Origin of the sequence: Bacteroides zhangwenhongii, assembly GCF_009193325.2 — a bacterium.
Taxonomy (GTDB): domain Bacteria; phylum Bacteroidota; class Bacteroidia; order Bacteroidales; family Bacteroidaceae; genus Bacteroides; species Bacteroides zhangwenhongii.
This window is the reverse complement of sequence record NZ_CP059856.1, coordinates 4,108,534-4,132,548: the sequence shown is the minus strand read 5'-3', so window position 1 is coordinate 4,132,548 and position 24,015 is coordinate 4,108,534. Positions and strand designations below refer to the sequence as shown.

Below are 24,015 nucleotides of genomic sequence, written 5' to 3'. Positions count from 1 at the left end.
CCGCATATAAATATTTTAATTTTTAATAATTGATTTATATCCAGTTGGCGGCTTGCTTCCACTTATAGATGACTTCTATAACTTTACCCAACCCGTCTTGCTTGAAACGAATTTTTTCTTTCGAATCGCCAGTATTCATAACATCCCGAATAACGGAAGTAGAGAAATCCAAGACATAAAATTCACCATTTTCTAACCCGACACCGGCATCACCCTGGAAAGAAGAATTATTTACATCAATACTTTTTATCGGAGCATCAAATTGATGGTATTTATACACTTTACTTCCATTAAAATAGTAGAAATATAAGGAGTTTCCACTGGAAATCAACAAATAAGGGCGATAATCTTGTGCATAATACAAAGCAAATTGAGAATCTTCTTTCATTATAGCACCCAATTCTGACGTTACATCTGTCTGCGAGTTAATCTCAGCATCAATACTTCCTCCCCCATAATAATCACTTACGGTGAAATCTTGCAAAAAATAACGGTTACTTTTACGAAGCACTGCCGCATATTTCAATCCCATCCAAGAATCATCACTATGAGCGTCCACATAAAGCACTTCATAATCAGACATATCGTCCAATTTACCCCAATCTGGATTTCTCTCATAAATTGACTCATTAGTAACAGAAGGTACAATCAGCTGTCCACAATACTTCCTGCCATTCCATGACTGACAATCTGTAATATGAAAGTATCGTTTCGAGTTCTTATCATAGAGTAGCGTTCCTCCATGATCGCAAAAACGCGGAGCACGTACTATCATCGTACCGTCTACCGGTTGTTGCCGGTATGACAATGGAAGTTCGTCCATAAAAAAACTGTTGTTAAACAGTTTATAAGAATCCTTAATACGAGTATATACCTTTCCATCCATGCCTATTGCCATAGAAAGATACAGCATATCATATACCCTCCAAGGTTCGAACCCTTGCGGATAGGCTCCATGAATGAACATAGACGGCAATGTACCTTCGGTCTTATAGGTACTTCCGGAAACATCTATTGTTCCTTGTCCCCCTTGTTGCACCAGCCAAAGCCAACTGGTAAAGTCCTGCGGTTTGTCTTCTGCCCAGAAGGAGACAAAGTGCTGACTGATAGAGACCGGCTTGCCTCCCAGAGAACTACCGGCATTAGAAATACCATACACATCTTTAGTCACAGCACAATCATACACAGACTCGTCTTCTTTGCCGTTTTCGCCTGGTACAATCTTTGTAGTCGGACGTAGGTAGGTCAACATTGCCGTTCTGTCCTCTTTTTCAGACAAGACTACCCAAGCACTGTTTACATAAGGAGAAGTTATAGTAATACTCGAAGCATAAAAATAAGATACACCAGTTTCCGTATCTGTCACGGTCAGTCGCAAATCCATATATTTTCCTTCTTCATCCGCCATCCAATTCAGATTACGATCGGTAGAGATTTGCCGTCTGTTCAACGACCATGAATATGCTAGTTTGTTGGTCTCTTCTCCCAAAGAGAATGCAAGTTGAGGTTCAATCTTCAGCACATCGCCCATTACAAACTCAGTAGCCTCCATCGTAAAATTGACAGTTACATCATTCATCAACTTATAGTCATAGTTTCCTTTGTCCTCATAGCAAGAAGACAAGCAACAAACTACGACAGCCACTGTCATCCAATATATCTTTCTCATATACATTTCTTTCAAACTAAATTAATAAATAGGCACTGTCATCGGCTTGCCATTTGCTTCCTTCAAACCATATTTTTCAATAGCATCTTTCAGGCGCAATGCACACTGACGCTGTTCTGCCGAATTCAACTCTCCAAAACGAAGCACTTCCTCGCCACCATATTCTACCAATGCCAAATACTTTTCACGAGTATATGCTCCCAAATAAACGGTTTCTACATCTTTCGTCCACCATAAAGGTTTGCTTTGTACGTTATTGAATACGATTTTTATAGTCTCGTAGTTCTTTACACTTCCGGCAAAATGTTCATTCGGCTCTATCCTTAACAGCAATTCTACATCCTCTTTCAGTGATTCGGTTTTCTTCAATTTCAATTCCAAAACATCTTCCGCCACATTAGCTCCAAAAGTCGGATTGATGGGTAACTCATAGTTTTCACTTTGTGCCGTTGTCTTGTCTGCTACTACTCCAACTTTATAAACAGTAGGCGTTTCAAACGGACTTCCTACCAATCGCATACCAATTTTCACTGTCAGTTCATCATCAAGTGGATAGTTGTTAAACGATAGTTCGATTGCTTCATCTCCACTTTCCATCAGTTCACTGAAAAACAAATAGTGCTCCCCATGATAGGGCTTTATTTCATCTTCAGAACAAGCGACCAAGCACAAAGCAAATAACGATAATAATATGTATTGTTTCATCTTTCTACTGTATTAATCTTATTAAATATCTTCGTTTTCAGGATGCTCAAACACAAAATTCACGTTCTTTTCATCCATATCAAAAGGCTCTTTCATATTCAGACGCTTATACAGAAAGTACAACTGTCCTTCTCCAATCAATTCTTTACGCATCTCTTTGATCATCTCCTTGTAAAAAGCATCTAAAGATGAAGGTTCGGGAAGAGCCAACATCAGCCCCCTGGCATGACGAACAACATCTAATGCCGCACCAGCTTTATCCAACTGATTGTTACGTGCATAATACTCGCCAACTATATAATACAATTCACTCAATCTCAGCATTGGTATCATGTCATAACCAATAGTACCCTCCTCTATCAGATATTTCCGGGAACAATAAGAAGCTCCTGTGACCAATGTCAACATCTCATCTTTTCCACGCACATCTTCTTTCTTCTCCAGTTCTTCATCATAAATATCATCTTTACTGAACAAGAACAGATTTTCACTACCATTATTAGTGAATGGCTTGTACTCATCGGTCAATACATTGTTATGAGAAATCGTAAAAATCAAGCTCTTGCTGTCTTTCTTGTCTTTCGATAACTCTGCCGAATTAATGAAATCGAAATAAGCTCTGTCTTTATAAGTAGAGTTAATAACCTCTTCCGAGCAACTGAAAGCGGCATCGTAATCTTTTGCCCACATATACATGCGTGCCATCCAAGCTGTAATGGCATAATAATTCATGCGATAGCCGCGAAAAGCATAAAACACATCATCAGGCAAGTCTGTGGTTACTCCATCCCCTCTCATACGTACATCATATTGCATCCATTCCGGGTGTTGCTCTACATCGCACATAGCTACCAAACGTCGGGCTTCTTTAAAATCCGCTTCTATCTTCTTCAAGATTTCCGCGTTTGTGTAATAGGTTGTATTGATAACAGGATACTCGTCCACATAAGGAATGTATGCTTTTCCATCATCGACCTCCATAGAAGGAGCAAACATACGCAGAAGCTCGAAGTGCATCAATGCACGCAATGCTAACGCTTCGCCCCAGATCATATTCTTCTCCATCTCTACTCCATCAAAAAGCATTGCGTCTGCCTCACTGATATTGTGAATTAGGTTATTGCAGCTGGCAATCACATTATATCCTTTCGACCACATCGCCGAAATAAAAGACTTCACATCGGTATCATCGTAAAGAAACTGGTAAGTTTTATAATAAGAGCCAGTATTCTTAAGGTGTTCCGGCAGGTACTGATGTCCCAGTACTTCAATAAATCCATAACTCAGGTTTCGTCCATAAAGGGAGTTGTCCGACATATTCAAGTAGATGCCGTTAAGTGCATTACGGTAACCGCTCCCTTTGGCGAACAGATCTTCTTCATTCACTTCGTTGGAAGGAGACACTTCCAGCCAATCGCAACTGCCCGCCAACAGCATCACTAAGAATAAATATAGTGTATTTTTAATTCTGATTTTCATTGTGTAAATTGTAAGGGGTTATAGACTCATTTTCACAGACAGAGCGAAAGAACGGGAATAAGGATAGTCCAATCCGCGTTCTGCACGCACGGTCGAAGTACGTAGGAAATCGTTGCCCGAGAGTTCGAAACGGAGCATTCCCAAATGAAACTTCTTCAATCGTTCGGCAGGAACATCATAGCCTATGGTGAGCGAGTTGAATGACAACACGTTGTAGTCTTGAATAAAACGGCTTGTAGGACGCGTAGTGGCTATCATACCTGTCTGCAATCGGCCAAACGGTGCCATATCACCTACATTCTGCCAACGTCCGCTCAACACACGACGGTCTACATTCTGCGAAGAGATAAGTGCATTCTCCACTTTATCGATCAACGTCCGGTTGTAACGCTGACCACCAAACTCATACATAAACGTAGAGAAGAGCGTAAAATTCTTCCAGCGCAGATTCAGACCAAACGTACCTTGCGCTTTCGGTTCAGTATTTCCGATGACCACCTGATCGGAAGCAGCCCAGTCATAAGTAATCGAACCGTCTTTTTTCACAAAAATCTCTTTACCGTCTGCCGGGTTAATACCCAAAGAACGAACTCCGAAAATAGAAGTCAACGATCCACCTTCCACATATTGCAAATAGGTTTGTGCATATTTCCCATCCGCTCTTTCGTAAGCTTTATCATAATCATCGTATTTCGCCAAGACTTTGTTATTGTAATCTTTCAAGCTGTCCGAGATCTTCAGAATTTCATTTTTATTGTGTCCTAAGTTGGCAAACAGAGCTACTAACCAATCTTTGTTCTGGAAAAGGTTACTGCGCAACTGGATTTCTACTCCTTTGTTCATCACTTCACCAATATTATCCTTGTATGAAGTAAAGCCCGTAGAACTGGGCAAAGTCACGCTGTTGACCAAATCGACCGTCTTCTTGCGGTAATAAGAGAAGTCCAACTGAATCAATCCGTTCAATATGTTCAAATCCAAGCCCAAATCCCAGTTTCTGGTTTTTTCCCAGCCTAAATTGCGGTTACCCAACGCTATCAATGAAGCTCCCAAACCAGTCTTATACCAGTTGTCGTTGATAATCCGATACATAGTCTGTGCATCATAGGGTGAAAAATTCACTTTACCGGTAACACCGTAAGTGGTACGTATTTTCAGACGTTCCAGCCATTCCATATCCTTCATGAACGAATAATTGTGGATATTCAGCCCCAAACCGCCCGAGAAAAAAGGTGCAAAACGCTTATCGGCTCCAAACTCGGAGTTTCCGTCGAGACGTATGGACACATCGGCTAAGTAGATGTTGTCGTACGAATAATTGAAAGTGCCCAACGCACCAAACAAGCGACTCTTGGAATCGGATGCTGAGGGCATGCCATATATAGAGTTTGCATAGCCTACCGACGAGAGAGTACCGGAAGGAAAGCCTCGGTAATCAATAGAAAGCCCGGTGCCTGTGCTTGATGTGGCATTCATACCGACAAGGAAATTCAAGCTGTTCTTTTTGATGTTACGGTTGTAAGACAAGGTCAACGTAGCGTCCCACGACAAACTGTTGGCAGTAACGATATTCAACTGACCGGAAACAACATTATTCAATGACAGTCTATCGCTGTTTTTCTTTGAAAGCGGATCCAAGAAATCATTGGCTTCCGAATTGGATTTGGTCACACTAAACTGACCTTTGAGCAACCAATGCGGAGTAATGTTCCACAACAACTCCGTATTGTTTATCAATTCCCACGACTTATCACGGCTGTAGCTTCCCAATGTAGCCTCGTACAAAGGATTCTCGCCTCCGCTGGTTCCGTTCCATCCATACGTCATCTCCAAATACTTACCATTCTCATCCAAATATACGTCGTAGGGCAGTTTGGAGGTATAATCCGCAAAGCTGCCGTAGGGTGAATCTGAAGAGTTAGTATAGGTGTAAGAGAAGCTGTTGCGCAACTGGAAGTTTCCCAAGGTGTATGACAAAGAGAGACCTCCTGACATACGGTCACGATACGAATCTTTCATCACACCGGCATCGTTGTTGTACGACAAGTCGACCCCCCAACGCAGGTTCTCTGTTCCACCGTCAAGATACAAACTGTGTTTGTGATTGAACACTGTACGGAGAGGTTTCGACAGCCAGTAAGTATTCACACCACGAACCACATTATTCAGTTTCTTATGATAAATCTGGTCCAGCCTGTTCTGCTCGCTAATGAATGTTGCACTTTCCGGATCGGCCTTAAACAGTCCTGCCGCAACCTCTGTCTGCAACTTCTCCTTAGCGTCCATCAGATTGTAATCTGTTAGATCCGGATATTCCAATGTACCGGTAAAATTATAATTTACATTAATTTTCCCCGGCTTCGGAATCACAGTTGTAATAATCACCACCCCGTTGGCAGCACGCGAACCATACATTGCCGTAGCAGCGGCATCTTTCAGAATCGTAATACTCTCGATGCGACTCGGATCCATATCGTACAGTTTCTGTACACTGATTTCGAATCCGTCCATAATAAACGTAGGAAGGTTCGGATTATTCTTCAACGCTGATTTAGAGAGGTCTTCGGCAGCTAGTTCGGTAGTTCCGATTCCGGAACGCCCACGGATATACAACTCGGGGACGTTGTTTGGGTTGGACCCCATCAGGTTGTTTTCTGCAATACGAAATGAAGGGTCGAACACCTGCAAAGCACCCAGTACGTTTGTCTTTGAGACGGACATCAGTTGGTCGGCAGATACCGTTACAGACGTACCTGTAAAACTATTCTTGCTGATTTTCGCATAGCCGGTCACCACCACCTCATCCAATTGCTTTGAGTCCGGTTTCAACCGAAATGTATGTGTCTTGTCCAAATTCAACTTTGCGGTATGGATCTCTATCGGTTGCATCCCAACGAAAGAGATACGCACAATAACATTTTTGTCAGGCAGTCCCAAAGAAAAAGCCCCTTCCGCATCCGTCATCGTGCCGATGTTCCTCTCTTTCCCCATAATCAGAACAGTGACACCCGGCAAGGGTTCTCCTCCCTCATCTACTACCACTCCGGTTATAATTTTTTTCTTCTCTTTGGACTGTTTGTATACAATAGTCACAATATTGCCTTCAATCTCGTAAGTATAGCCTGTGTTAGCCAATACTTTATCCAAAACTTCAGTGATAGGTTGTCCCTTACTTTGGATCGTGATACGAGACATACTCTTTACTTGCTCAGTGTTATAGATAAAGTTCAAACCTGTCTGAGCTTTCACTGCATCAAAAAACTCTTTAACTGATGCAGACTTTAAATTAAGGGATACTTTCATTGAATTAGACTGTGCTGTAGCCGATGTCGGTGCGAACAACAGAAAAATAATACAGAGAGACATCACAATACGCTCTCTGGCCCTTTTAATTTGCATGGCCTCCTCCTTTTTTAGTAAATGTGGTTAATAATTGTTTTATTCTCTTCTAATAATAATAGCTTCTCCTTCAACATCCATTTCCAGATGAGTAACTCTTTGAATTGCTTTTAATATAGGGATTATAGAACCGTAACGATCAAGGTCGCCGGTAAAACGTATCGTCTTTATATCTTCATCTTCAAACATTATTTTCTTATCATACCAACGGGATATCACCTCCATAAGGGTTTCCAAAGAACAATTATCAAATACAAAACGTCCGCTATTCCAAGCTATATAAGGTTCTATATCTACCTTGCTGATTTGAACATCCTGTGTTGCTCCATTTAGGACGGCCAGTTCCCCCGGATGTATCTTATGCTCATCCCCCTGATTAGGAAGAACACTGATAGCTCCTTCCACCAATACCACTTTCGTGACTCCGGCTACATGTGTATTGACATTAAAAGAGGTACCATATTGCTTGACAATCCCATTTGCTGTTATAACCCGGAACGGACGGTCGTCTTTAGCTATTTGAAAATAGGCCTCTCCATCCAAATAAACAGTACGACTAGCTGCACTAAAATGCGACGGATACTTTAAAGTCGTATTATAGTTCAAATGCACTTTTGTTCCATCCTCAAAAGTGAGCCAAAATTCACTATCATCATAAGTGACCAATTTATTATTGTCAGTAGCAGTAACGTCTCCATTTTCTGATTGTGTTTCTTCCATAACTTCTGGAGATAATATCGGCAAGATAGTCGAGTCCTGCAACGATTGATGGGAAGCCGATTTCAATTCAATTTCCTGCCCGCCGGCCAATACAAGAGTAGCTTTCTGCTTTCCCATCTTTTCCGAACGTATCATTGCTAATTGATCATCCTGTACTCTTACAGGTACGGTATCAGCGTTTCGCCACATTCCCACCCAAATAGCAGCACCAATAATTATAGGGATCATAAAGATAGCAGCATATCTCCAAAGCATCCTGCGATGGATTCCACGAACTTGAAAATGTTTTTCCTGAAACTTTTTCCAGGCCTGTTCCTCGTCCACTGTTGCAAATTGACGGTATCTTTCAGACAAATCAGTATCTTGCATTAGACTTTCATAGTTCTTTTTATTTTCTAAAGAACTTTCAATCCAAACTTGCAATCGTTTCTCTTCTTCTTCCGAAAGCTGTCCTAGTAGCTGGTCATGAATTATAGAATTTATATTTCTTTTGCGTTCCATTATATGTTTTTGCATCATTTATATAAAGACGACTAAACAAATAAAATGAGGGACAAGTTAAAACAACTTTTTTTCAAAAAATATCTTTTTTATGGAAGAATAGACAAAAGCAATGCAAAATGATATGGACTTAACTTTTTCCGGAGCAAAGACATCGCCCGTTTCTTTTGCGTTTTAACGGTCTCAAGAGAAACATAAAGCGCAGCTGCTATTTCTTCATTCTTCTTACCCTCCATATGCAACAAAAAGACCTGTTTGCAACGTTCCGGCAAAGAATCAATAGTCATAAAAAGTTGCCGAAAAATCTCCTCTGTAAAGAAATCATCTTCTTCCTCATCTCCTACTCTGTATTCCTGATGTGATTCTATTATCTTCTGCAAATAATCAAATTCAACATCTTTATGTTTGAGATAATCAATTGAAGCATTCCGAACGGAATTATATAGATAGGCCTTCAATGACACCAATGACTTAAATGATAATTGCTTTTCCCAAAGAGTAGAAAACAGTTCCTGTACAATATCCTCTGCAGCTCCAGACTCCCCTGTTATCTGTATTGCATAACAAACCAATGCCTTATAATAAGTCTTATAAAGCATACGGAAAGCTGTAGCATCCAGTTTATTTATCTGTTCTATGGAAATCTCTCTGCTATCCATTTTGGGCATTTTGTGCCAAAAATACAATTAAATAGCGATATTCCATGCTAAATATAATATTAAATTGTTCAGAACATATCGTAATAATTTGATAAATATTTACGTAATGAGCTACAATTCTGATATAAAAAAGTAAAAGACACCCCATCGTAATCCCTACGACAAGGTGCTTCTATTAGCAACATAATGCTAAATTAACACTAAATTATTAAGAGAGAGATTTATTACTTTTCTTTTGGTGCAACTTCCGGAGTCACCAACTTCTTTATCGACTTCATATTCAGATACAGAAAAGCCAACCGCGGCTGTGCTTCCTGAACAACCAGTTCCAATGAATCAGATGTTACATAACCAATACGTTCACGTGTTTTATACACTTCCGTCTTCCCATCTTCCCCTTTGCTAAATCCTTCAACGATTAAATAACCATTATCAATCTTCCAAGTTTTTAAATCTAAAGAAGGAATATTGATAGCAGAACATTTACCACCTTTCTCAAACTCAAATCCTTTGAGTTCACCAGTAGATTCATAGGTATAAGGATTACACCATTTACCAATAATTTGTTTTTCCACCTTGTCTTGTCCGTAGCTGCTGAATGCAAAGCAAGACAGAGCTATTACTGTAATTAATAGTTTCTTCATTTTTTTATTTTTCTAGTAAGTCATATTTCTGATCAATTCCGCGCTCTCTTAGATGAATACCCTCTTTCATCCAACGCGGTTCTTTCGTTCCTTTCAGGTAATAATCAAAGAACTGTTTCATTCGGATAGTCCAGTCTTTTTGTGCTGCCTGACTACCAAGAAAATGTCCTTCACCTTTGTAATTAAGATGCCATGCCGGACGTTGCAAACGACGCATTGCTAAATAAAGTGCACGACCTTGTTCGTAGGCAACAGCCTCATCCTTATCATTATGCCAAATTAATAATGGGGTATGTATTTTATCCGCTTCCACAATAGCAGAACTTGCCAAATATTTATCCTTGGCTTCCCACAAACTCTTTCCCATACGGCTTTGCCATTCTTCATACATGAAATAACGCGGCAAACCGCTTCCACCACGAATACCCAAATAACCGGTTACCATATCAGTAATAGGAGCCCCAATATTAGCACAAGTAAATATATCCGTCTTTGTCACCAGATAACTAGCCTGGAAACCTGACCAACTATGTCCCTGAAGACCTATTTTCCCCGGATGTGCTATTCCCTGCTCTATCAGGTATTTCGTTCCGCTTACTACGGCATCATAGCAGCTCTGTCCCGGCGTTCCTACAGTAAAATGTACATCCGGCATAAATACAATGTACCCATTACTCACAAAGTACATCACATCCGCCATTGCACTGCTCAAACCTGGAGCATTATAAGTATTCAATCCGCCAGAGTGAGTCTCATAAAATTGTACCAATACTGGATATTCTTTCTTAGGATCATAATCTTCGGGAAGATAAAGCAGCCCTTTGTTCGGCTTATTCTCGTAATTCGTCCACTCCAGAAGCTTAACCGTTCCCCATTTATATTCATTTTGTTGGGGATTAGCAGTTGTTATTCTGATTGGATTGGAGAAATCCGATTTACTCCACCATAAATCACGAAATTCCGATATGTTCTGACGATTCCAGATACAATACTTCTGGTTATCAGAGAAGCGGTGAATTGCATAGATATAAGGACCTCCCATCAGTTTTTTCAGATTACCTTTCATATCAAGCAAGCATATTTCTTCATCCATAGTATCAGTATCCCAGACACTCACCATAATCTTTTCATCCGAATCAAAAACTTCCTTATCAATATTGCTAGTCATTTTACGGATAAATTTCCGGTTTTTACGTCCATATCCCTTCGTAAGGCACTCCGACTGACGTTCTCCTGTCAAATCTATCTTCCACCAGTCATAAGCGTCATAAATCAATACATTATTGCCTTCAGCAGTCCAACCTGCAATACCATAAGCAGGTGCAGGATTCGGTTTGTCATAGTCTTCTTCAAATATAGGATAACCGATAGCAGTCGATATATCGGTTAGCTTGCCTGTAGCTCCATCAAATTTATTCCAGACTTTCGCCATAGGATCATACATCACCGCCCATTTACCGTTTGGCGACCACCGCGGCCTTGTCCTGTAGTTACGTCCTACTAATTGTTTTTCTCCCGTATGCACATTCACAGAATAGATGTCAAACGGCATTTCATTAAGCCATTCTTTCTGCATACGATAAGGAGTTTCGTCCGTATAAAGTACATAATGAATTTCTTCCGCACGGTCCGGCTCCAACAAATTGGCATAACTGGGAGCCACTTCCATCATTTTTTTAGAAGCAATATCATAGATATATTTCGAATACTGGGGATGGAAATAACGATCGCGCGTCTGCAAAGTAGGAACTTCATATTCATCCCAAGTCCATAATTCCAGCTCGAAGCTCTCATCAGGCTTTACCTTCTCTTCTTTTTTATCTTTACTCACTTTTCCCTGATAGGGTCTGAGCTCAATTGTCAGAAATTTCTGGCTATGTGATAGAGTTGCCCGGGCAAGTTCCATTCCTGTAGGGAGAATAATCTCTTTACGGTCAAAGACCAAATCACAGGTATTCTTCTTTAAAGAGAAATTATACCATAAAGAATCGTTCACTGTAAACTCTCCAGTCATCTGTTTGGCATCAAGGCTGAAAGAAGAAGGTTCTTTCTTGACGGAGCTTTGATAAATAGTTTGGTAAGGACCAGCCAGTGGACCATAACACAAAGCATTTCCTTTGGCCTGTTTACGAATAAAAAGAATTGAACGATTCTGATTATACAGCGTATAGTAGCCTATACTGTCAATCTGAAATGCAGTTCCAGTTTTAAGATGACGTACTACCAAGCGGTCGAAAGCCGGAATATGGCTAACCGTATCTTCCGGTACATTGGTTACAGATACCGAATAAGGAACTCCTTCTACAGGATGGAAAGATTCTTTATACACCCACTCCGTTTTCACTCCGGACGGTAACGACATTAATATTGTCTTCATATTTCCAGCAGTATCCGCCTGCTGATAATAAATAGCCTGGTCTGCATCATAATATTGAATCTGCTCGACATCAGACAATGCTATTTCTTTCCGTGTACGCGAATCAAACAGATGTAATATCTTAGACTCCTTATCATCGGGATTATATTCCATCGGAGCAATGCGATAAGTTACCCATCGCCCTGTCGGAGAAATATCGGGTGATTCGACGCGCTTCCACGACATACAAGCTGCTATATCCAATGGTTTCAATAAGTGAGACTGTCGTTCGGCAGGTTGATCTTTCACTTTTTGTTCTGCTCCGGCAGAGTTGTATGACAGCAGCGCAGCTACCAAACACAAATATCTAAAGAAAGAGTTCTTCATATAGTTTAATCTATTGCCTTATTTACTACGGTTTATATCTTCCCAACAGTCTGCACGAGCATCACCCAGTAAATGCTTGGCAAAAAAGCGATACATTTTCCTTTCAAAATATTTATCTGCAGAACCATATCCATGACCAGCTCCCGGAATCACCAACATATCAAAATCTTTACCAGCTTCAATCAGTGCTTTAGCCATGCGATAAGTGTGTGCAGGATTAACATTCTTATCCATATCTCCTGTCACAAGCATCAGATGGCCTTTCAGGTTCTTAGCAATTTCTGCATTCGACTTTACACTGAACTTATATTCATATTCTTTCGTCTCGTTGCCTAAACTGTCCTTCACCACCTTTTCCACTTCTTTCACACCATTATAACACTCTCCCCATCCACGATTATAAATACTGTTATCATGGTTACCGGAACAAGACACAGCGGCCGTATAAAAGTCCGGATAGGTACAAATAGCAGCCGCAGCCATAAATCCACCACCGGAATGGCCGTAAATACCCACTTTCTTTCCATCAATAAATGAATGACGTTGCGCTAGCTGTTCAATCGCATATTTATCATCCGCCAGTGGGTAATCGCGCATATTACCATAACCATAACGATGGTAAGCCTTACCGCGCATCGGTGTATCACCTCGATGCCCTACTGTAATTACAATAAAGCCGAGTTGCGCCATGCGAGTACAATAACTATCATCTAGTGTAAAGTTAGTAGGTACAAATCCGAAATAAGGTCCGGGATAAACAACCGAAATAATCGGATATTTCTTCTCCGGATCAAAGTCAGACGGTTTCCACATCACTCCATACAAATCTGTAACATTATCGGCTGCCTTCACGACAAAACGTTCCGGTTTTTTCCAGCCTGATGCATAAACTAAATCCAGATCTGGTTTTGCCAACTCCATAATCACCTTGCCTTTTCTATCTTTCAGCATAATTTTAGGCTCCATATCCACTCTTGAATAGGTGTCTACATAGTAATTATGGGATTTCAAGAAATTCACATTATGCTGTCCGTCTTCCGTGCTCAAAGGAGTTACTCCTTCTTTGTCAATATCAACCTCATAAAGCATGTAATAGAAAGGATTCACTTTTTTATCTTTTCCATATCCATACAGATAAACTTTGCGTTTCAGCGTATCAATAGAATTAATATAACCTGTTACCCATTCACCGGAAGTCATCACATTCTTAAGGTTTCCATCTCCATCATAATGATAATAATGCCCCCAACCAGTACGCTCTGAACGGAATAGAATATCTTTTCCATCATTTAAGATTGCAACATTACGGGCATGTGGATCACGATATGGTTTATCTTCTTCGTGAATAACTTCCTTTACTTCCATAGTTGAGAGGTTAACAGAACACACATCTACCTCATCCCAAGTACGCTTAGTACGTTCAAAGAACAAGTATTTGCTATCTGAAGTAACATGAAGAGGCATTATGTATTGGTCTTTCCATTTGTCTATCTTCGCCTTTTTTGCCGTTTTCTCTACAATATCAATAATCGTCAATTCATTTTGAGTAACATACTTATCACCAGGAAACTCATATTTATACTTTATCAACGAAGGAGAATCTTCCAATGAATTGATTACCCAGAAGTCTCGCAACAAACGGTTATCATCACGTACAACATAGATATGGCGATTATCGGGACACCAAAGCGCCGTTGTCGGTACTTCTCCATTCTCCCCAGCTTCCTCTTCACGAGCATAAGAAAAGTTTTCTACCCCATCAGTAGTCAACTGCACCTCGGTTGTATCCACTCCCAATGCTTTATTCCCCTTTACATACAAGTTGTGGTTCTTAGCATACAAAATATACTTTTTATCAGGCGAAAAAGTCATCCAACTATAAATTGGTTCTTCCGGTTCCTTCTTTTCTTCTTTCTTCTCTACTAATGTCAACTTACCCGTCAAACGATTATAGCTATATCGTTTACTCTTATAATCAAATTCAAACGAGCCTTGGTCTTTGGCAAAAGTTACAGATGAGATATCCAGTTTATTTCTATCTACTACACCTTTGGTAAATTCACTCAACTGCATAGCCATCTTCCCTTTATCAAAAAGAGGTTCACGTTTTCCTGCAGCAGGCATCACATAATAATAGTCCTTACCTACTGTCGTCTGAAACTCAAACCAGAAATTATCTGTATCGTTTATCTCCCGAGGGTAAACCGATAAACTAATATTAGATAATTTACCTCCTAAAGTAAAATCCTGAAATTTATCTGCCAATTCATAATTGGCAAATATATTGCTTGATTTACCAATAGATACCTGAGCAAGCATCTGCACCATAGTGCAAGATGTTAGTATAGTAGCTACAAAAAAAACTTTAATACTCATTATAATAATTCTTTCGAAAAAACATTCATATATTAATTAAAACTCAAACCAGAAATAATCAAACCCACGACCAAGTTTATAAAGTGCATCAACAACATTACCAAAGTGGTTATCTTCTATAACTTCATTAGGAAACAGCTTACCCAAAGTTACTTCTTCACAAACCCCAGTAGCCTGATTCTTAGTTTCTTTAACTTCATAAATACTGAATGTTCCATCCGCTAACGCAACTCCCAATTGCCCATTATAACTTGGCATATATGGAGAAGCAGACAAGTCATTAACTGCTAACGATACTATATCACTAGTCATTTCTCCTAACAAAAGCATTGCTTCATTATGGTTAGTACCAGTCTCCGGATCTTGACCATATTGACAATACCATAGTCTATTTCCATCTGCAATTACAACAAACATTTTATTATTAAAAACTGCAATGTCTTTATAATTTGGTATTACACCTAATCCTTTCTCAAAATATTCAGCTTCCGAGATAGTTGCAACACCTCCTCCATCTTTTCCTTCCAATGCGAAATATCTCAATCCATACGAATTACTACCAGGCTCTTTCATCAGTGCAACCCAAGCAGGAACAGCTGCCGAAACATCATAATCATTTTTCCTTGCACTAGCAGCAGGAATCATATCCACAACTTCTTGAGACATTTTCTGAAAATGTTTCTGATCATTCATTTCTGTAATTTCATAAACATTTCCAGTCAGTTTAGTAGAATTCTCACTGATGGTTGTACTATAATCACTAACAGTAATACCACCGTCATAAATTCCAACTAATGTATTATCTTCCTTCAGCGCTGGAATAACGGAACAATAAAGGTCATTAATTTTAAGACTCTGAAACAGTCTACGAAACTTCATTCCATTATTTAACGGAACAGATGTATAAAATCCCGCATGAAAGTCACCCGCATCAATTTTATTATTTAAGAAAACATGCCCATTCTCATTACGAAGTAATTTTGCCGAATATGTCATAGCAGCTTCTACGGGAGAAAAATTATCAGGTAAATCTTTATTAAATTCTTCAAAAGTATACAATTCATGTTCCAAAGTATTACCATTCAATTCAGCCCATTTATCTTGCTTTACAAGCAGTTCATCATATACTTCAAGCCCCAATGAACTATAGTAATCCATATTACCCAGATTTTCCATTAAACCAATAGGATTCATTCCTAGATTAGGAGTTACATCCATCTTCACTCTATGATACACTAATGAATCACGTGCTTCCTCATTCCCATCTATAGTTGTAAAATAGGTTACAGTGGAAGGGATTATAAAGTTCAAAATAGACCTGTTATCATTTCCTTTAGAAAGAATAGCCCATCCGCGTTGAAACTCTGTCCGAATCTTAACAGTTGTTGATCTCGCAAACTTTACCCCCGACTTATTATCTATCACAGCAAAAGTAATTCGAGCAGTACCACTTTTAGAAGAAGAGAAAGTATAGGACGGACCTTGTTCATCCGCTAACAATTGGCCATCCAAATACCACTCATAACTCACATCCGGTGCAATACTATCAATTGTAAACTTAAAAGTCGGTGTTAAAGTTAACTTTTCATCTACAGCAATGCTATAATCATCTTTAAGTCCTCCAATAGATTGATATCCTCCTTGAAGCTCATTTAGCTTATCATAATTATAATTATTGTCATCATCCAGACAAGCTGACATAGCTACACATAAGATTGCTATGACTATATATACAAACGATTTATTCATAAACTAACTTCCTTTCTATTACCCTGCAACAGGAACTGTAATCTCTAATTGTGTTTTCTCATCAACCAATGGTCCCAAACCTTGTGCTGCTCTTTCCGCATTAATATCTTTCAAAGTATTTTTCAGCTTCAATGCATATTTACGTAGCACTTGTTTGTTCTTACCATCAAATACCATATCATCCTTTTTCAACTCATCCAAGAACATCTTATATTTATCTTCTAAATATATCCCTAAATAATACTCTTCAACCGAGTTGAGAGGAGTATCAGCACCACCTGCATCAGCTACCGACCACCAACTGGGTTTAAACAAACGATCTGTTACAGTAACAATTGCCCTTGAGTATTGTCTTGCCCCCTCTCTTACTTCTTCCTTCTCATCTATCTTTAATGCTAAAATCAACGTGTTAGTACTCAATATCTCTGAATTCTTAAATTTTATATAAACATTTCCCGTCAGTTGCCCTTTCTCAATCAGACACTCTGTTGGTAATTCATATAAATCGGCAGGTAAAGTTGTACGGTCTTCATCTACACTTACAGAAAACTTCAAATCTTTATCCTGAACTTTACCATATACTGAAACCTCTAATGGAATCTCCGGAACTTCGCCCTCATTATAAACTTTAAAAGAAACAGTTGTAGTGTCTTTAGTCATATCGTTGGCAAAAATAATATACGAGACGTCATTATCATTGACCATCAAGCCTTGCTCTTCACAAGAGATAAAAAAGCTAGAGCAGCAAAAGCATGCTATAGCAGGAATTATAAAATTCTTAACATTCATTTTCTTACTCCCAATTTAGTTATTTGATATTACTTTCCGAATCGGGCAACGGTAATACGACGTATTCTTCCGTCATCGGAATCTCACCACTATCACAGGTCAAAACTTTATTTAGACGTTTAAACATGTATAATGTTTGTCCCTCACCAAAAAACTCCCGACGTGCATCATTTACAATCATATTCACAAAATCATTCTTAGAAGAAACAGATGAATAATCTACAGTCTTAATACCGCGTCCTTTTTTCACTTTTTCTAAGTAACTTTTTGCTTCAGCTATTTTAAGCAAATCACCTTCTGTATAAATTGCTTCAGCCGCAATATAATATACTTCAGACATGCGAATCATTGGAATAATCTGATTATTTGCCTTACCGTATTCTGTACTTTCCACTTGTTTATAATATTTCAATGTACGATAATTATATCCATAGTATTTTGATTCCAACTGATACTTAAAGCGAAAATCATCCTCTTTCTCTACACCATATACAGCATCAAGCATTTTACTACTCCAAGACAAATAATTCTGATCAGATTCTGATTTACCATCAGTCAGATGATTGATCTCACTATCCCAGTCTACTAATTCTGTAGGAGAATACAATGCAAAAATTATATTATCATACATCTTCATATTACCGTTCTTAAAGTTATCAGAAGCATAATAAGATTCATCGGCTGCAAAATATTTTGTTTTCCCCTCTTCATCTATCAACTTTTTCGCTTCCGCGTATGCTTCGTCGTTCATTCCTGCATATAAATATACTCTTGCTAATATGGCTGTTACAGCATAGTAATTCAAGCGGTACCCTCTTAGCGCAGCAAAAGCACCTTCACCAGCCACTTTTTGCACAAAGCGCCTATCAGGATTAAAATTTGTACTTTCTGTATCTATATCAAATAAAATACGTTGTGATTCTTTTAGATCAGCAATAGCATGTTCCAGACAATAGCTAACCGTTTGTTTATCATTTACATAACTAGGATATTTATCTACATACGGAATAAAAGTACGTGTATTAGGATTCGCAGCAGGAGCAGGAGCATACATACGAAGTAAATCAAAATGCATATATGCACGTAACCCTATTGCTTCTCCCAAAATCATACGGCGTTCAGTATCGTGATCATAAAATAATGCAGGATCAGCAACCTCTGCCTGCTGTATCAAGTTATTACAGTTGGCAATAATATTCCAGGCAGCATTCCACATAGCATCTGTTGTTGGTGTCAACTCTGAATGCTTATAATTAAAATTACAGATTTTACTCATTGCCTGTCCACTACCGCTCGTTGGAGCTCTATTCTTATCATACACTTGTCCCCAAGCATCTACAATCCCCCACGTCAAATTACTTCCATACAAATCAAATGTTGATAATTTACGATAAATACCATTCAATGCTGTCCGGAATCCATCACCTGAAGAAAAAAGATACTCTTCCTTGATTTCATCAGAAGGATATAAATCAAGCCAATCTTGGCAGGATGAAAACGTTAGTGCTAAACAAGCTAATGATATGATTGTTCTATATATTCTTTTCATACGAAAATTATTTGTGCCGTTTTAGTTTATAACGGCTGTTTTTACTTTGTTTTTATGTATTCTCTGAGCCAATGACACAAAAATAGAGAGCACTCACTGTTGGGCAAGTGCGCGGCTGGCATGTTCGGCAATTTATATTTATACTGCTGAGTTGATGTTGAATTTTCATACACGTGCTCATAATGTCACAAACTTTGCCTCTCAGCAGTTGGGACCAGTTTCATTTTCGGACTCGGGATGTTCCAGTAAAATTCGGCCTTGGATTAACTCAGTCCCCAGTTTTATATTGTGTAGGCTAATCTTTTTTCTTCGTCAGGACTACATGGTAGCCAAGTTTCTTTAACTCACCTTTCAGGTATTCCTTGCGTTGCTTCTCTTTCTTCTCAGGCACATAACTGTCTCCAAGCTCCTTGTATCTTCCGTCTGTTGACAACACATAGTGTATGCACTTGAGAAGGGAGTGCCCAACGGCAATCAACGCCTTTTTGTTGCCCTTGCGTGGGGCAAGTCGGTTGAAGCGTTCCATGAAGAACGTCCCTTTTGTTCGTGAGGCAGCCCATGCGGCTTCAACGAGTGTAGCCCTTACATGCTTGTCTCCGTGGCTCGTCCTTCCGCTCTTCTTCTTGCCAGCACTTTCGTTGTTGCCTGGACACATTCCTGCCCAGGAACAAAGATGCGCCGCAGTAGGAAAGTTGCCCATGTCAAGACCAATCTCGGCTATCAGTTCCTCGCAGGTGCGGTTTTGCACTCCGGGTATCTCGCTCAGCCTTGCAATGACATCTTCGTAGGGAGAGAGGATTTCCTTGATATGCCTGTCCATCTCCGTGATTTCCTCCGTGAGCCGTCTGTTGCATGAACGTATCTTCTGAAGCATGTATATCTTGTGGCTGTTCATATAACCCGTGCATGCCTCAAGCATTTCCTCCGCGGAATGCAGACAACGCTTGTGTCGTACAGACTCTATGTCTGCCAATGTCGGAATCCTGCCATCGCAAAGCATTTCTATCAGTTTGGTCGCAGTTGAGCCGCTCGTGTCGCTCAGAACGCTGGACAACTTGACATTGCCGTCCTCAAGCGTACGGATGATGCGGTTCTTGTTGGCCGACACCGTTTCTATCAGCTTGCGGCGGTAACGAGTAAGATCCCTAAGCTCGCGCTGCTCACGAGGGGGAATAAAACTGGGCTTGAGCAATCCTGCCATTAGCAACTGGCATATCCACTCACTGTCGTTCTTGTCTGTCTTGTGACCCGGAACATTCTTGATGTGACGGGCATTGACAATCCAGATGTTGCGGATGTAATCCTCGAACACGTTGTATATCGGTTTCCAATACACTCCAGTGCTCTCCATCGCAACGTGAGTGATTCCTAATGATACCAACCATTCTCTCAATTGTGTCAAAGAACTCGTGAAGGTGTCAAAAGACTTGGTCTCCTTACAGATCCCTTCGCCTTGGACCGTCGCTACCACCACCTTCTTGTGGATGTCCATACCGCAACCGCGCGATACAACCTGATCGAAATGAATCCCTGCCATAATCGTCATTATTAGTGATATGCTAAGATATACTAATAAGACGTGCGACAGAACATTTTCATTTACTTTGGCGACTTCTAAATTGTCATGAGGGTTTCATTATAGTAAGTCTTAAAATTGTGCTTTAATTGAAAAATTCACTTTCCATGATTTTGGATAACTTAATCCACGTTCTTGACGGATGGAGTTCCAATTTATAAAGTCACTTGAACTGGCCTCAAGACGAAGCATATTCATACCTAAATACTTCCTTATCCATTCACGTTTAAAATCATAACTCAATGTCAATGCACTCAAACGGATATAAGATTTATCCTGTACAAAACGCGATGTAGGCAAGGTAGTCAATTTACTATCCTTAATATTTTTAAACTGGGCAACATCTCCAGGTTTTTGCCAGCGATCTGTCAATACTCGTAAATCCACGTTTCCTCGCTCTATCGCTGCATTCTCCACTCGATCTACCAAAGTCTGATTGTACTCTTGCCCTCCCCATTCATATAAGAAAGAAGCAAACAGACTCCATTCCCTATAAGTAAGATTTACACCAAATGCTCCATTAAACTTCGGTTCTGTATTACCCACAACAACTTCTTGCGTAGCATCCCATTTATCGGACACTGTACCATCTCTATTCAAATAGATCTCTTTACCAGTAGTTGGGTCGATACCTAATGATTTAACTGCCCAAATGGATGTCAATGATTGTCCTTCTTCATATTGTGCAATAGGTACAGAATAGTTAGCATCTTTCAATGAATAATTTATATTCTGTGCATCCTGCTCCTTTTTATAAAATTCAGCTACACGTTGATTATATGCTTTCTGTGAATCAGATATTTTCAATATTTTATTTGTATTGTGTGCCATATTTCCCCACAAAGCTACTATCCAATCACGATTCCGATACACATCAGCACGTACAGTCAACTCAAATCCCTTATTCATAACTTCACCCATATTGCTTTTATAAGTAGAGAAACCTGAAGTATTAGAAAGACTGACATCATTAACTAAATCTATCGTTTTCTCATAATAATAGTCAGCTTCTACTGTTAAACGCCTGTCAAAGAACTGAGTTTCTACACCAATATTAAACTTATCGGTTTTTTCCCATGTTAAATCCTTATTACCCAAAGCTTTTAATACCGCTCCGTAACCAGTTGCATACCATTCATCGAAAAGAGTTTCATACATTGTAGTAGCTGCATAGGAAGGGAAATTTACTTTTCCCGTACGCCCATAAGAACCACGTACTTTCAATTTATTCACCCAACTATTTCCTTTTAAGAAATCATAATTATGCAAGTTTATTCCCAAACCTCCTGAGAAAAAGGGTGCCCACCTTTGATTAGAACCAAATGCAGAAGAACCATCAAAACGTACCGAAACATCCGCTAAGTAAATATCATTCCATGTATAGTTGGCTGTAGCCAATACACTCACCATGCGAGAAGTTCCTTCTGTACGTGTTGGTTTTTTATAGATTTCTGAAGCATAATTTAAAGAGTGAAATTGTCCTGATGAAAACCCACGATAATGGGCACTCGTATTATCCTGCGAACCTGCTGAAGCTTCCCATCCTATAGATACATTCAAATTATGTTTTTTCTCAAATGTACGTGTATAATACAAAAAAGCATTTGCATTCCAGTCTAAATTATTCCCATTAGTTGTGTATAGATCCCCTACCTTATCTTCATTCCCACTTGAAGATTCCCCCAGCACACTAGTTTTAGACGATAACGGATCTATAAATTTCTCACTATTAGCGTACTTTCTAGTCACACTAAATTGTCCTCTTACAGTCCAATAGTCAGTCAAATACCAATTTAAACTTAAATTATTTGTAATCTCATCATATGCATTCCAATCATAATTCGCCAAAGTTGCTTCGTATAAAGGATTATTTGCCGCACTATTCCTATCCGTTTTCGAGAAGGCTAGTTGCTCTACTAATATTCCATCTTCATAAGGAGTGTCATAGGGTTGCATACTCGTGTAATTGCTGAATGAGCCATAAGGTGATTCAGTTGATTTCGTATGGGTAAAAGACACCGTATTTTTTACTTGAAGGCTTTTCATTCTATAATCCAAAGAGAAACCGACACTATAACGATCGCGAGAGGACCCTTTCATAACTCCCTTTGTTCCATTATAAGAAGCATCCACACCATACCTCAAGTTTTGTGTTCCTCCTTCTACATACACACTATGTTTATGATCAAAAGAATTTCTTAATGGCAATACTAACCAATTTGTATCTACTCCTTTTCGTATCTGCGCATACTTTTTACTATATGAATTTATAATATTTCCCATATTATCTCCTGCCGACACATCAAATAACCCGGCAAGTCTCTCTATTTCCAACTTCTCGGATGCATTAGCCAAATTATAGTCTCTTAAATCAGGCATTTCCAAAGTCCCAGTAAAGTTATAAGACACACGTACTTCGCCCGGTTTGGGAGCCACTGTAGTAATAACAACAACTCCGTTTGCTGCACGTGAACCATAAATTGCAGTTGCAGCAGCATCCTTCAAAATTGTCATACTTTCAATTCGGGTAGGATCAAGGTCATACACCTTCTCTATACTCACTTCAAAACCATCCATAATAAAAGTAGGCAAGTTAGGATTATTCTCTAAATTTGATTTAGAGAGTTGATCTTTATCCAAATCCCTCACTCCAACTCCTGAACGTCCACGAATATACATCTCTGGTAATGCATTCGGATCTGAACCAAATTGCGTATTTGTCATAAGACGGAAAGAAGGATCAAAAGACTGCATGGCATCAATTACATTAGTTTGAGATACTTTTCGTAAATCATCACCTGTAATCTGCGTAGAGCTACCTGTAAAACTAGTTTTACGAACATTACTATATCCGGTCACAACCACATCATCCAATGTTTTTACATCATCAGCCAATATAATCTCCAACGCCTTTCTACGAGTGGCATCCACCTGGACCGTCTGTTTCTTCATGCCGATAAAAGAAACTTCCAAGGTCACTTTATCGTTTTTCACATCCAGTGTAAACTCACCTTCAATATTGGTAGAAGTACCCGTACGAGTACCTTTCACAATAATACTAGCTCCCGGTATCGGCTCTCTATTCGCATCAACAACCATACCACGGATACGATTTTCACGCTTCTCCGTCTGCATCTTACGAATAACAACAATACCATCCTTCACAGCATAATCAAACCCTTGCGGATTCAAAATCAACTTAAGAGCCACTTCCCATCTCTCGTTTTTTACATTAACAGATACCGGAGAAACTCCCTTGAACATTTGTGAATTGTACAACATATTCACTCCTGTCTGCTTCTTCACTGCATCCAAAGCCGTCTCAACTGAGACATTACGCAGATTCAAAGTCACCGTCTTGTCTTGTGACGGTAAAGCCCATGTGCTAAGCGTACAGCACATCGCCACTAAAAAACATAGCAGCCATCGTCTTTCTCTCATAAATTAACAATTAAAC

General features: G+C 39.4%; 14 protein-coding genes. All 14 read right to left on the bottom strand.

Annotated elements, in window-relative coordinates; translation table 11 throughout:
• Nucleotides 1-34: 34 nt before the first annotated feature.
• The 14 genes from GD630_RS16430 to GD630_RS16365 all read right to left on the bottom strand — a co-directional run bounded on the left by GD630_RS16430 (nucleotide 35) and on the right by GD630_RS16365 (nucleotide 23,999).
• A complete protein-coding gene (locus GD630_RS16430) occupies nucleotides 35-1,669 on the bottom strand; it encodes a PKD-like family lipoprotein (RefSeq protein WP_182505644.1) in 1,635 nt (544 codons plus the stop codon).
• Between the two features lie 21 nt (nucleotides 1,670-1,690).
• The gene (locus GD630_RS16425; RefSeq protein ID WP_143867126.1) at nucleotides 1,691-2,374 is read right to left on the bottom strand and encodes a DUF4843 domain-containing protein; all 684 of its coding nucleotides are present in this window, start codon (nucleotides 2,372-2,374) and stop codon (nucleotides 1,691-1,693) included.
• Nucleotides 2,375-2,395: 21 nt separating this feature from the next.
• On the bottom strand, nucleotides 2,396-3,853 hold the full coding sequence (locus GD630_RS16420; RefSeq protein ID WP_238482930.1) for a RagB/SusD family nutrient uptake outer membrane protein: 1,458 nt from the start codon (nucleotides 3,851-3,853) through the stop codon (nucleotides 2,396-2,398).
• Between the two features lie 18 nt (nucleotides 3,854-3,871).
• Nucleotides 3,872-7,252 (bottom strand): SusC/RagA family TonB-linked outer membrane protein, encoded by a 3,381-nt coding sequence (locus GD630_RS16415; RefSeq protein WP_182505643.1) that lies wholly within the window; start codon nucleotides 7,250-7,252, stop codon nucleotides 3,872-3,874.
• 39 nt (nucleotides 7,253-7,291) lie between these two features.
• A complete protein-coding gene (locus GD630_RS16410) occupies nucleotides 7,292-8,473 on the bottom strand; it encodes a FecR family protein (RefSeq protein ID WP_229099072.1) in 1,182 nt (393 codons plus the stop codon).
• Between the two features lie 89 nt (nucleotides 8,474-8,562).
• Entirely contained in the window at nucleotides 8,563-9,132 is a 570-nt protein-coding gene (locus GD630_RS16405; protein ID WP_143867131.1) for an RNA polymerase sigma-70 factor, read from the bottom strand.
• Nucleotides 9,133-9,356: 224 nt separating this feature from the next.
• Nucleotides 9,357-9,776 carry a lipocalin-like domain-containing protein gene (locus GD630_RS16400; RefSeq protein ID WP_143867133.1) on the bottom strand — a complete coding sequence of 140 codons (420 nt, stop codon included), beginning with the start codon at nucleotides 9,774-9,776 and terminating at the stop codon, nucleotides 9,357-9,359.
• 4 nt (nucleotides 9,777-9,780) lie between these two features.
• A complete protein-coding gene (locus GD630_RS16395) occupies nucleotides 9,781-12,519 on the bottom strand; it encodes a S9 family peptidase (protein WP_143867135.1) in 2,739 nt (912 codons plus the stop codon).
• Nucleotides 12,520-12,537: 18 nt separating this feature from the next.
• Nucleotides 12,538-14,847: a S9 family peptidase gene (locus GD630_RS16390; protein WP_302029696.1), complete on the bottom strand. Its 2,310-nt coding sequence runs from the start codon at nucleotides 14,845-14,847 to the stop codon at nucleotides 12,538-12,540.
• An 84-nt stretch (nucleotides 14,848-14,931) separates the two neighbouring features.
• Nucleotides 14,932-16,644 (bottom strand): PKD-like family lipoprotein, encoded by a 1,713-nt coding sequence (locus GD630_RS16385; RefSeq protein ID WP_143867139.1) that lies wholly within the window; start codon nucleotides 16,642-16,644, stop codon nucleotides 14,932-14,934.
• Between the two features lie 18 nt (nucleotides 16,645-16,662).
• Nucleotides 16,663-17,433 (bottom strand): DUF4843 domain-containing protein, encoded by a 771-nt coding sequence (locus GD630_RS16380; RefSeq protein WP_143867141.1) that lies wholly within the window; start codon nucleotides 17,431-17,433, stop codon nucleotides 16,663-16,665.
• A gap of 19 nt (nucleotides 17,434-17,452) precedes the next feature.
• Nucleotides 17,453-18,982, bottom strand: a complete 1,530-nt coding sequence (locus GD630_RS16375) for a RagB/SusD family nutrient uptake outer membrane protein (protein WP_143867143.1) — start codon at nucleotides 18,980-18,982, stop codon at nucleotides 17,453-17,455.
• A 295-nt stretch (nucleotides 18,983-19,277) separates the two neighbouring features.
• On the bottom strand, nucleotides 19,278-20,519 hold the full coding sequence (locus GD630_RS16370) for an IS110 family RNA-guided transposase (RefSeq protein WP_238482909.1): 1,242 nt from the start codon (nucleotides 20,517-20,519) through the stop codon (nucleotides 19,278-19,280).
• 111 nt (nucleotides 20,520-20,630) lie between these two features.
• A complete protein-coding gene (locus tag GD630_RS16365) occupies nucleotides 20,631-23,999 on the bottom strand; it encodes a SusC/RagA family TonB-linked outer membrane protein (RefSeq protein ID WP_143867164.1) in 3,369 nt (1,122 codons plus the stop codon).
• Nucleotides 24,000-24,015: the final 16 nt, after the last annotated feature.

Coding starts and splice junctions, on each gene's coding strand:
- GD630_RS16410 (WP_229099072.1), bottom strand. CDS start 8,473: ATGGAACGCAAAAGAAATATAAATTCTATAATTCATGACCAGCTACTA.
- GD630_RS16430 (WP_182505644.1), bottom strand. CDS start 1,669: ATGAGAAAGATATATTGGATGACAGTGGCTGTCGTAGTTTGTTGCTTG.
- GD630_RS16375 (WP_143867143.1), bottom strand. CDS start 18,982: ATGAAAAGAATATATAGAACAATCATATCATTAGCTTGTTTAGCACTA.
- GD630_RS16365 (WP_143867164.1), bottom strand. CDS start 23,999: ATGAGAGAAAGACGATGGCTGCTATGTTTTTTAGTGGCGATGTGCTGT.
- GD630_RS16405 (WP_143867131.1), bottom strand. CDS start 9,132: ATGGATAGCAGAGAGATTTCCATAGAACAGATAAATAAACTGGATGCT.
- GD630_RS16370 (WP_238482909.1), bottom strand. CDS start 20,519: ATGGCAGGGATTCATTTCGATCAGGTTGTATCGCGCGGTTGCGGTATG.
- GD630_RS16395 (WP_143867135.1), bottom strand. CDS start 12,519: ATGAAGAACTCTTTCTTTAGATATTTGTGTTTGGTAGCTGCGCTGCTG.
- GD630_RS16415 (WP_182505643.1), bottom strand. CDS start 7,252: ATGCAAATTAAAAGGGCCAGAGAGCGTATTGTGATGTCTCTCTGTATT.
- GD630_RS16400 (WP_143867133.1), bottom strand. CDS start 9,776: ATGAAGAAACTATTAATTACAGTAATAGCTCTGTCTTGCTTTGCATTC.
- GD630_RS16390 (WP_302029696.1), bottom strand. CDS start 14,847: ATGGTGCAGATGCTTGCTCAGGTATCTATTGGTAAATCAAGCAATATA.
- GD630_RS16420 (WP_238482930.1), bottom strand. CDS start 3,853: ATGAAAATCAGAATTAAAAATACACTATATTTATTCTTAGTGATGCTG.
- GD630_RS16425 (WP_143867126.1), bottom strand. CDS start 2,374: ATGAAACAATACATATTATTATCGTTATTTGCTTTGTGCTTGGTCGCT.
- GD630_RS16380 (WP_143867141.1), bottom strand. CDS start 17,433: ATGAATGTTAAGAATTTTATAATTCCTGCTATAGCATGCTTTTGCTGC.
- GD630_RS16385 (WP_143867139.1), bottom strand. CDS start 16,644: ATGAATAAATCGTTTGTATATATAGTCATAGCAATCTTATGTGTAGCT.